The organism is Streptomyces spirodelae, from assembly GCF_017676385.1.
GTDB classification, from domain to species: Bacteria; Actinomycetota; Actinomycetes; order Streptomycetales; family Streptomycetaceae; genus Streptomyces; species Streptomyces spirodelae.
Genome location: NZ_JAFFZN010000027.1, coordinates 19,932 through 33,402 on the forward strand (window position 1 = coordinate 19,932; position 13,471 = coordinate 33,402).

A 13,471-nucleotide genomic window follows, 5' to 3' on the forward strand; every position below is an offset into this window, starting at 1 on the left:
CCCAGCAGGCTCCGGCGACAACCGGAAGGACGCTGATGTCGGTCCGCAACACCGCGACGACGCCCCGGCGGGGCCCGAAGCCGAGCCGGGTGACGGACGCCAGGCCGAACCCGACGGGCGCCAGGCCGAACCCCACCGACGCCACGGCGAACAGCACGCCGCACAACGACCGGCACGAAGGGTGATGGCGCGGATGTTCCCCCCGGGAGCCGGCCCCTCGCCCGACCCGGCCGGCTCGCACCACGAGCGCCGTATCCGCAGCTTCCAGCCGCGCCGCAGCCGGGTGACCAAGGGCCAGCGCGCGGCGCTGGAGCGGCTGTGGCCCCGGTGGGGCTTCGACGTCGACGGACTGCGCACCCTCGACCTCGGTGAGCTCTTCGGCGATCCGGAACTGCCCGTCGTCCTGGAGATCGGCTTCGGTATGGGCGAGGCCACGGCGCAAATGGCCGCCGGGGACCCCGCCACCGGCGTACTGGCCGTTGACGTCCACACCCCCGGCCAGGGCAACCTGCTGCGCCTCGCCGACGAGAAGGGCCTCACCAACGTACGGGTGGCCAACGGGGACGCGATCATCCTGCTGCGCGAAATGCTGCCCCCCGACTCGCTCTCCGGGCTGCGGGTCTACTTCCCCGACCCGTGGCCCAAGGCCCGCCACCACAAACGGCGGCTGATCCAGCCAGAGTTCCTGGATCTGGCGGCCGGGCCGCTGCGGTCGGGCGCACTCGTGCACTGTGCGACGGACTGGGAGAACTACGCGGAGCAGATGCTCGAAGTGCTCAGCGCACACCCCGAGTACGAGAACACCCAGCCGGACGGCGGCTTCGCACCCCACCCCGAGAACCGCCCGCTGACCCGCTTCGAGGGCCAGGGACTGGACAAGGGACACAAGGTGCGGGACCTGCTCTTCCGCCGCCGCTGAGACCGGCCCGCACTCGGGAACTCCGCCCGGCGACGGTGGCCGAGGGCTGACGACTGCCAGGTGGTGGTTATGGCGGTGCCGCAGCGTACGTCACCCACACTGGTTACTGTCGTTGGGTGCATGACGAGGCAACCGGCGCCCCCAGCGCGCCGCCCCACGCGAGGACGCCCGGGCCGGGCCACGGCCCCGCGCCCGTCCCACCCGCACGTCCCGGCAGGCCGGAGCGCCGCCAGGACCGGGTACCGGAGACGGAGCAGGGTGGGCCATGGCCCGAGGGCGGCACGCAGTCGGCAGCTCCCTACGCTCAGCCGGAGGACGCGCGGACACCGCCGCCGATGCCCGTGCCCCCGCACGACCCGGCACCGGCCGCCCCGTACGCACCCACGGACCCGTACGCACCCACGGACCCGTACGCACCCGCGAATCCGCAGGCCGCCACGCCACCCGGGGCCGCCCCCTCTCCGTACCCGTACGGTGGGCCGCCCCCGAGCGGGCCCGCGACCGCCCCGCAGCCGCCGGGCCCGGCCCCCTCGTACACACCGCCTCCCACCGGTCCGGGCGCCGTTCCTCCGGCCGGCCCGCACTACCCGGAGGTAGCCGCACCACCGACCGCAACCCCGTACCCGACCGGCTCCCCCGGCCACACTCACGGGCAGACGCCCACACAGACACAGACGCAGGACTCGGCCCAGGCCCAGGCCGGGCCCCCGCCCCAAGCGCAAGCGCAGACGCACACTCACCCCCAGGCACCCGCGCACGCCCACACGCACCCACACGTCCACCCGCACGCCCACGCCATGCAGACGCACCCGGTGCCGTCCTGGTGGCAGCGGAACCAGCGCGCTCTGCGTGCCACAGCAGTGATCGTGCTGCTGGGCCTGTGCGGGCTGATGATCCTCGCACTGGTACGCGAACAGACCGGTACGCAGGGACTGCTGGTCGGATTCGGACTGGCGCTCTTTCCGGTGCCGCTGCTGCTGACGGCGTTCCGCTGGCTGAACGCGCCGCTGCCCTCGCCCTGGCGCAACCACCTCTTCGCCTTCGCGTGGGGGGCCTGCGCCGCGACGCTGGTGGCGCTCCTGGCCAACAGCTTCGCCACCGACTGGCTGGCCTCGTCCGTCGTCGTCGACTCACCGGACCAGGCGGACACGCTCGGAGCCATCGTCATAGCCCCTGTCGTCGAGGAGACGACCAAGGCGGGGGCGATCCTGCTGCTCTTCCTCTTCCGCCGCCGCCATCTCGACAGCGTGATCGCCGGTATAGCCGCAGCCGGCATCACCGCGGCCGGCTTCGCCTTCACCGAGAACATCCTCTACCTCGGCACCGCGTACGGAAAGGACACGGTGCTGGACCCCGACAGCCTCGCCCGTTCGGCCACGGCCGCCACCTTCCTCATCCGCATCATCTTCGCGCCCTTCGCGCATCCGCTGTTCACGTCGATGACGGGCATAGCCTTCGGCATGATCGCCGCTCTGCCCAGACGACGGCGCATCCTGCGCTGGGTGCTGCCGCTGGTGGGGTGGTTCACCGCCGTACTGCTGCACGCGATATGGAACGGCTCGGCGTCCTTCGCCAACTACACGTTCCTCGCCGTGTACGGCCTCTTCATGATCCCCGTCTTCGGGGCCCTGACCTGGCTCGCGATCTGGTCCCGCCTGCACGAGCTGCGCCTGGTACGGGACACCCTGCCGGCATACGCCGCAGCGGGCTGGTTCAGCGAACCGGAACCCTGGTCCCTGTCCTCGATGCGGGCCCGCTCCATGGCCCGCGCCATGGCCCGCCGCAGCCACGGCCCGGAGGCCGCCCGCACCGTCGCTGCCTACCAGCACGACGCCACCGCACTGGCCCTCCTCCGCGCCCGCGCCGACAACGGCGCCACCGCCCCCGACTTCGCCACCCGCGAGCGCGCACTCCTCCAGCGCCTCTGGACCAACCGCCCCCTCGCCGGCCCCCCAACCACCAGCGCCGCCCTGGCCCTGAGCCGCCCAGCACCCCCGCGGTGGGCGGGGTATCCACCGATGCGGTGAGTCTCTCCCCCCGGTCGCTAACTCCGAGTTGACGTGATCAGACCCCGCTGTCGGAGACCGCTGGTAGAACGTTCAGCAGACGTACAGCCGGAGGGGGAACATGTCTGACGGGCCGAGCCAACAGCAGCCGATTGCTGGTCTCTATGAGCTACTGATCACCGAACAGCTTGAGTCTCAGCTGGATGAGTTGCGCAAGGAGGGGTGGGCAGCTGAGGAAGAATCAGTTCCTCCGATGGCCGCTCCACGCATACTGGCGCGGCATATCGCCGACACCGTAGAGAAGAAGCTCGTTGAGCTCTCTCCACTTGAGCGAGTCCTCTACAGCAATCTTCTACTGAAGCGTCTGAACACCGATGCATCTGCCCAGGGGCTACTTACCGATGGTCCTCGGCAGTTGCTAGCGCTGAGTGAAGGGCCTGACGGCGCGCCCCTCCCCCGTCCCAGTACGCCCCTGTCGGAAGCGACGCTCATCACCAACCGGCAAGAGGCCATCCAGATGGGCGACGAACTGCGGAACGAGATCGCCTCGGCAGACGCTATCGATCTTCTATGCTCCTTCATCATGTGGCCTGGGGTCAATCAGATTAGGCCGGCGCTGCATGACGCACAAAAACGTGGTGTGCGCCTACGTATTCTTACCACGACGTACATGGGAGCAACCGATCCGAAGGCCATCGATCGACTCGTCCGCGATTTCGGAGCAGAGGTACGTGTCGACTACGCCCCGAACCAATCCAAGGTGCACGCAAAAGCGTGGCTCTTTCACCGCAATACCGGTTTCCACACTGCCTATATTGGGAGCTCGAATCTTTCGAAGTCGGCTCTCAGCACGGGCCTAGAATGGAACGTACGAGTATCACCGACTTCCGCGCCGAGCGTCCTAGCCACGTTCAGAAAGACGTTCGAAGAGTATTGGAACTCAGGGAACTTCGAGCCTTACGATCCAGACACCGACCACGAGCGCCTCTCTGCCGCAATTCAAAAGCGGAAATGGTTCCCTGCTGGGAAAAAGCGAGAGCCCGCGCGGGCCATAACACCACAGCCACACCAGGTAGTTATGCTGGAGGCTCTTGAAGCGGAGCGAGAGGTCCACGGAAAGTCGGGCGCCTTGTTGGTTGCCCCAACTGGAACGGGCAAGACAGTCATGGCTGCCCTCGATTACCGATCGCTATGCAAGAAGAAGGGAAGACGGCCTCGACTGCTATTCGTAGCCCACACGAAGGAAATTCTCAAACAGGCCAGGGAGACTTACCAAAACGTCCTTGGGGACGGCAGTTTCGGAGAGCTCAACGTGGGCGGCCACGTAGCCACCGTGCGCACCCACGTCTTTGCGACCATCCAGTCCTTCCGGCGCGAGTTCCTGGAATCATTTAAGCGTGACCACTTCGACGTCCTGGTAGTTGACGAGTTCCATCACTCAGCAGCAAGTACGTACGAGAGGGTAATTGAGTACTTCCACGCGGAAGACCGGTTCTTGCTCGGTATGACGGCAACGCCGGAGCGGCACGATGGTGAGCACGTGCACGACTTGCACTTCGACGGGCGCATCGCCGCAGAAATGCGTCTCTGGGAAGCGCTGGACAGTAACCTTCTCAGCCCCTTCCATTACTACGGAATCGCTGATGATTCCGCCCGCTTTGAGAATCTCAGTTGGAAAGGAAAGGGCTACGACAAGCAGAAACTGACAGAGATTCTCCTCGCCGACGGCGAGCACCCGAATCTCGTCTTCACAGAGCTCTATGACAAAGTCGTTGATCCTACGTCGATGCGCGCTCTTGGGTTCTGCGTATCAGTCGATCACGCCCAATTCATGGCCACCTACTTCAATGAGCGAGGGGTAAACGCAAAAGCACTCGATGGGACTACGCCCTCGGGCGAACGCGAAGCGGCCTTCGACGGGCTTCGAGAGGGAACAATCCAAGCGCTCTTCTCTGTAAATCTCTTCAATGAGGGGCTGGATATCCCGGACGTTGATACGCTCCTCTTTCTCCGCCCGACTGAGAGCGTAACCGTCTACCTCCAGCAGTTCGGAAGAGGTCTTCGACGCTCCCCCAACAAGGAGTTCCTCACTGTTCTTGATTTTGTAGGGCATCACCGAAGCGACAACTACAGTTTCGAGGAGCGCCTTCACGCCGTGACGGGGCTCGCTAAGAAGCACCTCATCAAGGGCATCGAGAACGACTCCTACGGCCTCCCCGAGGGTTACGAGATCATTCTGGATCGCAAGTCCAAGGATCTGATCATCCGAAACATTAAGGAGCGGCTCAATGTCACTTTCCCAAGGATTGTCAAGGAGGTGAAGCAATATAAGCCGAAATCTATCGCCCAATATCTCGAGCTCAGCATGCGAGAGATCAGCGACATCTACCGAAACAATAACTCATGGACGAAGGTACTGCGTGCTGCCGAGCTTGCGACAAAGCCAGCTCCGTCGCCTTCCGAGGAAAAGCTGCTGAAACGTATATCCGCGCTTCTGCATGTGGATGACCCGGAACGCGTGGATGCCTACCGATATCTTCTGAGCCTCGATTCACCTCGCTACGAGGATCTACCGCCGTCCCAACAGCTCTACGCCCGCATGCTCATCCTCAACCTGTGGCCTGCTGGTTCGCGAGGTACGGGCTTCTTGTCGTATCAAGACGCCCTGGATCAACTCGCACAGCAGTCCGATTTCCGCGCAGAAGCACGCGAAGTTCTTGAGTATGGTAGGGAAAGAATTGATCACCCGCCGATCTGGATGGCTGCTCCCCACGACCAACTACCCTTGCGTGTGCATTCCACCTACACAAGGGCAGAAGTTCTCACTGCCATTGGCCAGACATCGATTACTGGCCCATACCCCTCACAGTCCCAGACTGGTGCGGAATGGTGTCCGGGAGCGAACGTTGACGTCCTTTTCGTTACCTTGGACAAGGATGAAAGGTACTTTAAAGAGGACATCCGCTACAACGACTACACAATCGACGCTCGCCATTTCCACTGGGAGTCACAGAAGGACACCGCCCCGGACACGAAGAGTGGAAGGCGGTACCAGACCCATAAAGCAGCTGGGTCGCATGTGTTCCTGTTCGTGCGGAAATATCGTGAGAACGATGTTGGTGCAGGACCGTATACTTTCCTCGGACCCGTTGACTATGTGAGCCACTCGGGAAAGAAGCCCATGCAGATCATCTGGAGACTGCAACACGAAGCGCCGGGAGATATCTTGTCGTTCTCGCCGGCACGCACGTAAGGAAACGACACTTCAGTGGGGGCAGGTCATACCGTCCCGTCCAGACGGCGCACCACCTCTTCGACAAACGGCAAATCCTGCTCCAGCCAGTCGACGTCGAACGCCTGCTCAGGGGTGAGCCAACGCAGCTCATCGTGATCCTGCAAGGGCTGAGGCTCGCCCTTGAGCAGGGGCGCCCACCACGCGTGCAAGACGAGGTCTGCCTTGAGCTGCCACTCACCGGGGAGACGATCCAGGGCCTCGACCTCGACCCCGAGCTCCTCCCTCAACTCCCGTGCAAGAGCCTCCTGCGCTGACTCCCCGGGCTCGACCTTTCCGCCAGGAAGCTCCCAGCGTCCCGCAAACTCCGGCGGCGCGGTCCGACGTGCGGCAAGGAACCGCCCCTCGTCGATGACTGCCCCCGCAACGACCACACGCTTTGCCGTACTCTCGCCCATGCCTGCCACCCTACGGGCTCCGTGCCGCCTCCCTCTCGTATGGTCGGACATCGAGGCAGGAAGGTGCGCACCCAGCTCCAGTCGGTAAGCAGGAAGACTCAGCCCAGGTAGGGAGTTGGGCGGTTTTCCAAAAAATGTTGGATCCGTAGCCGCTGTGTGTGATGTATGGCCAACGCGTCGATCTCGCTGGGCGTCGCAAACCGGAGGTCCGTCGACTCGTCAGAAACGGCCAGTTCTCCGCCAGTGATGCGGGCCGTGAAACACACGTTGAACTGTCGACGTACCTCCCCGTCGCTGTACGCGATGATGTGCCGCGGATCTGTGTAGGTGCCGACCAGGCCGGTGATCTCTACCTCCAGCCCGGTCTCCTCCTGGACTTCCCGCACAGCGCAGTTCGGCAGTGACTCGCTGAGTTCCATCCCTCCGCCCGGCAAAGCCCAGAGGTCGTTGTCACGGCGCCGTTGTAGAAGGATCCTGCCGTTCTCGTCGGTCACGACGGCGGAAGCCGCAACAATCATGCTGTTGGGTCGCGGTGCCTCGGGGTCGTCGTAGTACTCGGTGCGTGCCACGTCTCAGCCTTCAACTGGTCGAGCAGTCTCCCACACCGCCGTGAAGCTGGCGGTGTAGGTGTCGAACATTCCGTCGTCGCTGGTTCGGCGAAGGTGCCAGAGCGGTGCACGGTACGCATTCACGCCGTATGCGTGCGCGTTGACCAACATCTGGTCGTCGGCACGATAGATGCTGTTGTAGAGCGTCGTTCCATGGGTGCGCACCTCAGTCCCTGGAGTGTTGATGAGGGGGTGGTAATGCATGAGCGCCAGTCGGCAGCGCGATTCAATTCCGTGCCCGAATTTCTCCTCCCCGCCTCGTTGCTGGACGGTCTCACTGTCTGGGTCTCCGAGTGCGATGCGGACTGTGCAACCGTCATCAGCTCGTTCCCGCAGCAGGTCGTTGAGTCGGGGATAAGCTTCGTGCAGAAAGACGGCGGCGTAGACGAGGATGTCAATCTGCTGACGTGCTGCTGCGAGCAGGTCGGTAAAGGTCGATACAGGGGCATCTGCTCGCTGATCGTAGAGCGTGACGAGTTCGGGGCTGACGGCTCTCGCTGTTCGAGCTTGTCTGAGCGCGGGCCATAGTGCGTGAACGTCTTCCCCTAATGCCTCGGCTGCCTCGAGGGCGGTCGTCCGGTGCGGAGTCCGTCCACAATTGATCCAGCGTTCAACAGTCTTGGGATCCACTCCGACAGTGTTGGCCAGGTCGGCGTGCGTCCATCCACCGGCGGCCATGACAGTCCGTAGGCGATCATTGAGCATGCAGGAAGTCTCCTCGTCTTCCTTGGACACTTCTAGGGACGTTTTACCGTCCGTAGGACGTCCCAGGGTGGGAAACGTACAAAGTTCCCTCGTCCCAATGGTGCGAGCAACCCTCCATCCATGAGCGAACCAACTCGACACGGCACTATCCCCATCGAACTCCCGCACCTCTTCGACGAGGTGGAACCAGACCCAGTCGAGGGCTGCGCCGGATGTGCCGCGCTGGCCCAAGTCCGCGAGTGGGCGCGAGCGACCGGGGACCGCACCACGATCACGGACGCCAATGTATTGATGCGTCGGCATCCTGAGGGGCACCGGTGAGGAACCGATGAGCAAGCCGTCTCGGAAGCGGCCGCCAAGGGGAGACGTGCCCGGCGGCAGCATTGCTGCGAAAGAAGATCGAGCAACAGCACAGCAGGCGAAGAAACGGGCCGAGCTCATCGCCAAGATGCGGAAGCGGATGGAGAGCACTCCTCGTATCCAGTGATCGAACCGTCCATGCCATACGCAGCTGGAGACAGGCAGGGTCAGTCACGCGCCGGGGCCTTCGCCTCCCCACGTTCAAGCTCTCGTCAGACCCCGGCGCCGCCGGTTGTGAGTGCATCCTCGAGCGCGACCCGGAATCATTGGAAGCTGTCACTGTTTTTGATTGCGGAGAGCTGTAGGAGGAGGACCCATGGCCGGTGGCGTTGGTGGTGAGGACGCGCTGCTTCGGTTGTTGTCCGAGGTTGAGCGGGGGGTGTTGGTGACGTTGCGGCGCGATGGTCGGCCGCAGTTGTCGAACGTCAATCACGTCTTCGATCCGGAGGAACGGTTGGTGCGGGTGTCGACCACCGCGGATCGGGCCAAGGCGCGGAATCTGGCGCGGGACCCGCGGGCGAGTTATCACGTGACCAGCGGGGACGGGTGGGCGTGGACGGTGGTGGACGGGACGGCGGAGCTGACGGCTGTGGCGCGGGAGCCGCGTGATGCGACAGTCGAGGAGCTGGTCGACGTCTATCGGGCGATCAGGGGCGAGCACCCGGACTGGGACGAGTACCGGGCCGCCATGGTGGCGGAGCGGCGGCAGGTGGTGCGGCTCCGGGTCGAGCGGGTGTACGGGCAGCCGGGCCGGGGGTGAGCCCACCCGGCTGGCCCGTACACCGGCCGGCCACCGGGTTATGCCGAGGCTTCCGTCAGGAGGCGGAGTTCCTCGGTGGTGAGCCGCAGGTCGGCGACCGCCATCAGTGCGGGGAGCTGGTCGACCGTGCGGGCGCTGGCGATGGGGGCTGCGACGGTCGGCTGGGCGGCGAGCCAGGCCAGGGCGACGGTGGCCTCGGCGCACTGGTGGGCGTTGGCCACGGTGGTCAGCGCCGCGAGGACGCGCTGACCGCGCTCGGTGGCGAGGTACTGGGCCGCCTTGCCGGTACGCGCGCCCTCGGGCGCGGCCTCGCCCGGGCGGTACTTGCCGGTGAGGAAGCCGGAGGCCAGCGCGTAGTACGGCAGTACGGCGAGGGATTCGCGCTGGGCCAGCGCTGCCAGTTCTCCCTCGTAGGTGTCGCGGGAGACGAGGTTGTAGTGCGGCTGTAGCGCCACATAGCGGGCGAGGCCCTCGCGGTCGCTGAACGCGAGCGACTCGGCGAGGCGGGTCGGCGCGATGTTGGACGCGGCGATCTCGCGGACCTTGCCCTCCTTCACGAGTTCGTCGAGGGCGCCGATGATGTCGGAGACCTCGACCGACTCGTCGTCGAAGTGCGTGTAGTACAGGTCGATGCGGTCGGTCCGCAGGCGGCGCAGCGAGTCCTCGCAGGCGGCCTTGATGGTGGCCGGGGCCAGGCCCATGTGGTCGGGGTGGCGGGCGACCTTGGTGGCGATGACGACGTTGTCCCGTACGGTCGAGCCGCGTGCGGCGAGCCACTCACCGATGACGGTCTCGGACTCGCCGCCCTTGTTGCCCTCCACCCAGGCCGAGTACGCGTCGGCCGTGTCGATGGTGTTGCCGCCGCCGTCGGTGTAGGCGTCGAGCACGGCGAAGGAGGTGGGCGTGTCGGCCGTCCAGCCGAAGACGTTGCCGCCCAGCACGAGCGGCGAGACGGACAGTTGACCGATCTTGTAGTCGGCATTCATCTGCATGCAGCGACCGTAACGCGGACCGGAAGCCGGGCGGATGGTGGCGCGTGGGCCGGTGTCACCGGCCGCCCCATCAGCCCCGTCCTCCCTCCCGGTGGGCCCCCAGTGGGCCCCCGGTGGGGCCTTGCGGGGTGGGCCCCCACCACTGCCGTCGGTCCGTCAGACGTCGACGCCCTTCGCGCGGAGCCACGGCAGCGGGTCCACCGGGTCACCTCCGTCGGGACGGACCTCGACGTGCAGGTGCGGTCCCGAGGAGTTGCCCGTCGAGCCGACCCGGCCGATCACGTCGCCCGTACCGACCTTGTCTCCCGCCGACTTGGTCATGGAGGACAGGTGACAGAACCAGAGTTCGGTGCCGTCCTCCAGCTTCAGAACGATGCGGTAGCCGTACGAGCCGGCCCAGCCCGCCTCTTTGACGGTGCCGGTGTGAACGGCCTTGACGGGCGTGCCGTTGGGCGCGGCGAAGTCCTGGCCGGTGTGGTCGTTCTGCCACATGCCGCCTGCCTGGCCGAACCCTGCGGTGAGCTGGTACGAGGCCAGCGGCGCGAGATACTGGCCGGCCAGCCGTGCCCGGCGTTCGGCCTCGGCCTTCCGCTTCTCTGCCGCGGCCTTCTCGGCGGCCTTGCGCTTCTTCTCGGCCGCCGCCTCCCGCGCACGTTCGGCCTCGGCCTGCTTCTCGGCCGCCGCCCGCTTCGCGGCCTCCTCCGCCGCCGCGCTCGCCGCCTGCCGTGCGGCCTCCTCGCGGGCTTCCTCGTCCGCGGCGGAACGCTGCTGCTCGGCCTGCGCGAGAATACGGGCCCGCAGCGCCTCACCGGCGTTGGTCCTGCCCGCCGCCAGGTCCTCGGCGGAGAGCCCGGCCTGTGTGAAGGGCGCCACGGCGGCGGTCGCGTCGCCGTCGGTGCCCTCTGCACCGTCCGCGTCGTCGCCGGCAAGGGAGCCGATGCCGGGCAGGTCCTCGACATCGGGCAGCTGGTCGGGGACGCTGCGGACGGCGTCGGCCGCGCTGCCCAGATCCGGCACGGATATCGCGCCGGGGTCCTTGTCCTGAGCGGTCGCCATGCCGCCTGCGCCCACCGCCGCGATCATGCCGACGCCGAGCACGGCACCGCCCCGCGCCACCCCGCCGGCCCGCTGCTTGGCGACCCGGTGCCGACCACGCATCGAGCGGACGGACTCCTCTGTGGGGTTCCACTCGTCCCCAGGGGCGTCCGCGTGGCCGTCCTCTGAGGCGTCCATGGGCGCCTCCCCGGGAGCGTCCCCGTAGGCGTCCTCTGGTGCGACCGCGTAAGCGTCCCCTGGCACGTCCCTGAAGGTGTCCCCTGGTGCGTCCCTGAGCGCTGCCGGGCCGGACGGGGGTACGACGGGTACGGCGGGCGGGAGCGGCGCGGCGGTCCGTCCCGGTGCGGAGCCGAGGGCGGTGGGCCCGCCGTAGGCGGCAGGCGAGCCGTGCGAACCGGACGCGCCATGCGGGCCGGACGCGCCATGCGGGCCGGACGCGCCGTGGACGGCAGGCGAGCCATAGCCGGCAGGCGAGCCGTAGGCGGTGGTGGAGGAGCCGACGCGGTCGAGGTGCGAGTCGTATGCGACGGCCTCGGGGGCGTGGCCGGCGAAGCCCTGGGATCTGGACGCCACGGGGGCGCTCTCCTTTCCTTCCTTCTCGCCTACCGGGTTAGCTGACGGGTTCGGAGCAGGAAGGTCTCCTACGGACGTCCTCTCGCAAGGGCGTCCGATTCACCCCGTTCTCCTCGCCTGGCTGACGAGAAGGGGTGGTTCCCCGGTTCCCACGGTGCGGTCCAGCGGTGCAGGTCCAGTGGTCGGGCGCTGCTGGTGCTCCGTATGCGGGATTCGGCGACGGCGCACGGTGCCGCCTTCCGTGACGACAGTGACGACCGTGCTGCGTTATCGGACGTTAATAGAACAGTGGCCGTGATTCCAAGCTGTTCCCCGTAATTGGCAGTGGCCGCCCGGCTCGGCTCATGGCTGGGGCCCGGTGTGGTGGGCGACGGCGAGGAGCGCCATGTCGTCCACCGCCTGGCCGCCCGTATGGGCCGCGACATCGATGAGGACCGTCTCCAGCAGCTCCTCCGGATGGGTGAAATAGCTGTGGTCCAGCCGCTCGGCCGGTTCGTAGAAGACGCCGTCCGCGTCGCGTGCCTCGGACAGGCCGTCGGTGTAGAGAAGGAGCTGGGCGCCCCGGGGGAAGGCGACCTCGTCCACGTGCTCCGGCCACTTCCCCAGTTCGGACATCCCCAGCGGAAGCGCCGGCATCGTCGGCTCGAGCAGGGCGGTCCGGCCTTGGTACAGGAGGATCGGCGGCGGGTGGCCCCGGTTGACGATACGCAGCACCTTGCCGTCGTCCTGCTCACCGCCGTCCTGTCCACCGTCCTGCCCGCCGTCCCGTCCGGTGTCCTGTCCGGAACCGGAACCGGGGCCGGACGAGTTCGGGATCTCGACCAGTACCGCCGTGCTGAAGCCCTCCAGCTGTGCCGAGCCGGTCTGCCGCCGCCCCTCCCGCTGGAGGGCCCGGTCGAGGCGGGCGGCCACCGCGGAGAGGGTCTCCTCCTGCTCGGCGGCCTCGCGGAAGACTCCGACCAGGAGGACCACGGCGGCCACCGCGCCGGTCCCCTTGCCGCGCACGTCGCCGAGCAGCAGCCGCACGCCGTGGGAGGTCTCCTCCGCCGCGTAGAAGTCCCCTCCGACGCGGGCCTCGGCCTGCGCCGCGCGGTAGCGGGTGGCCAGCGTCAGGTCGTCGACGTGGGAGGGCGGGGTGGGCAGCACGGCGAGCTGTACCGCCTCGGCCACACCACGCGCCGAGGCCAGCCGGCTCCCGCTGCGGAGCAGTACGTAGTTGACGCCGACGGCCACGACGGAGACGGTCACGCTGGTGAGGGACCTGGCTTCGGACTCGATGAGGCTGCCGTTGTCGTGGAAAATGGCGAACAGAAGGGTGGCACTGGAGGAGAGCACTCCGGTGAGAACGGTGCTCCACAGGGAAAGGAACGCCGCCGCCGCCAGTGGGGCGGCGGCGAAGGGCGCCGAAATGGTGACCTCGCGCGGCGTGGACAGCTCGAGGGCGACGCCCAGGACGAACAGCGCGGCCGGGAGCCACCGCGCCAGGCGCCACAGCCGTCCCGCACCGTTCTCGTACCCGCTCGCCGGCTGCCTCCCGGCCTCCCTCTGCCGCACGGTCCCAATGTGACCGGGTGGAGCGGTTCGGGCCACTCGGGACCGCTGGTTGGGGGTACGGGAACGGGTACGGGGAACGGGCGGAAGGCGGCCCGGTACCACGCACGGGGCCACACCGCCCGTCGGCGTACGGCGCCGGGCGTACCGCAGCGGGGCGTACGGCACCGGGGCGTACGCCTGATCGGGGGCGCACGCCGGGCGGGCGCACGGGAGCTCAGGCGCCCAGGAGCTCGGACATACGGCAGCTG

General features: G+C 67.0%; 11 protein-coding genes and 1 riboswitch. Of the genes, 5 read left to right on the forward strand and 6 right to left on the reverse strand.

The window, feature by feature from the left end; genetic code table 11:
* Positions 1 to 184: 184 nt before the first annotated feature.
* From trmB to JW592_RS25295, 3 genes are all read left to right on the forward strand, one after another.
* Entirely contained in the window at positions 185 to 919 is a 735-nt protein-coding gene (trmB, locus tag JW592_RS25285) for a tRNA (guanosine(46)-N7)-methyltransferase TrmB (RefSeq protein WP_209267608.1), read from the forward strand.
* 797 nt (positions 920 to 1,716) lie between these two features.
* Positions 1,717 to 2,946 (forward strand): PrsW family intramembrane metalloprotease, encoded by a 1,230-nt coding sequence (locus JW592_RS25290; RefSeq protein WP_209267540.1) that lies wholly within the window; start codon positions 1,717 to 1,719, stop codon positions 2,944 to 2,946.
* Between the two features lie 100 nt (positions 2,947 to 3,046).
* Positions 3,047 to 6,178 (forward strand): DEAD/DEAH box helicase, encoded by a 3,132-nt coding sequence (locus JW592_RS25295; protein ID WP_209267541.1) that lies wholly within the window; start codon positions 3,047 to 3,049, stop codon positions 6,176 to 6,178.
* A gap of 26 nt (positions 6,179 to 6,204) precedes the next feature.
* Here the strand turns inward: JW592_RS25295 and JW592_RS25300 are convergent, their stop codons facing one another.
* The 3 genes from JW592_RS25300 to JW592_RS25310 all read right to left on the reverse strand — a co-directional run bounded on the left by JW592_RS25300 (position 6,205) and on the right by JW592_RS25310 (position 7,928).
* A complete protein-coding gene (locus tag JW592_RS25300) occupies positions 6,205 to 6,615 on the reverse strand; it encodes a (deoxy)nucleoside triphosphate pyrophosphohydrolase (RefSeq protein WP_209267542.1) in 411 nt (136 codons plus the stop codon).
* A gap of 98 nt (positions 6,616 to 6,713) precedes the next feature.
* Positions 6,714 to 7,184, reverse strand: a complete 471-nt coding sequence (locus JW592_RS25305; RefSeq protein ID WP_209267543.1) for an NUDIX hydrolase — start codon at positions 7,182 to 7,184, stop codon at positions 6,714 to 6,716.
* A 3-nt stretch (positions 7,185 to 7,187) separates the two neighbouring features.
* The gene (locus JW592_RS25310; protein WP_209267544.1) at positions 7,188 to 7,928 is read right to left on the reverse strand and encodes a helix-turn-helix domain-containing protein; all 741 of its coding nucleotides are present in this window, start codon (positions 7,926 to 7,928) and stop codon (positions 7,188 to 7,190) included.
* A gap of 120 nt (positions 7,929 to 8,048) precedes the next feature.
* Here JW592_RS25310 and JW592_RS25315 point away from each other — a divergent pair, with 120 nt between their 5' ends.
* Positions 8,049 to 8,249, forward strand: a complete 201-nt coding sequence (locus JW592_RS25315) for a hypothetical protein (RefSeq protein ID WP_209267545.1) — start codon at positions 8,049 to 8,051, stop codon at positions 8,247 to 8,249.
* A gap of 355 nt (positions 8,250 to 8,604) precedes the next feature.
* On the forward strand, positions 8,605 to 9,048 hold the full coding sequence (locus JW592_RS25320) for a PPOX class F420-dependent oxidoreductase (protein WP_209267546.1): 444 nt from the start codon (positions 8,605 to 8,607) through the stop codon (positions 9,046 to 9,048).
* 38 nt (positions 9,049 to 9,086) lie between these two features.
* Here JW592_RS25320 and JW592_RS25325 read toward each other — a convergent pair whose 3' ends face one another.
* The 3 genes from JW592_RS25325 to JW592_RS25335 form a co-directional block, all read right to left on the reverse strand.
* Positions 9,087 to 10,040, reverse strand: coding sequence for an aldo/keto reductase (locus JW592_RS25325; protein WP_372446570.1), 954 nt, complete (start codon positions 10,038 to 10,040; stop codon positions 9,087 to 9,089).
* Positions 10,041 to 10,196: 156 nt separating this feature from the next.
* Entirely contained in the window at positions 10,197 to 11,669 is a 1,473-nt protein-coding gene (locus JW592_RS25330) for a M23 family metallopeptidase (protein WP_372446571.1), read from the reverse strand.
* Positions 11,670 to 11,680: 11 nt separating this feature from the next.
* Positions 11,681 to 11,846: riboswitch (cyclic di-AMP (ydaO/yuaA leader) on the reverse strand.
* A gap of 165 nt (positions 11,847 to 12,011) precedes the next feature.
* Positions 12,012 to 13,223, reverse strand: coding sequence for a PP2C family protein-serine/threonine phosphatase (locus JW592_RS25335; protein WP_307805538.1), 1,212 nt, complete (start codon positions 13,221 to 13,223; stop codon positions 12,012 to 12,014).
* Positions 13,224 to 13,471 lie beyond the last annotated feature (248 nt).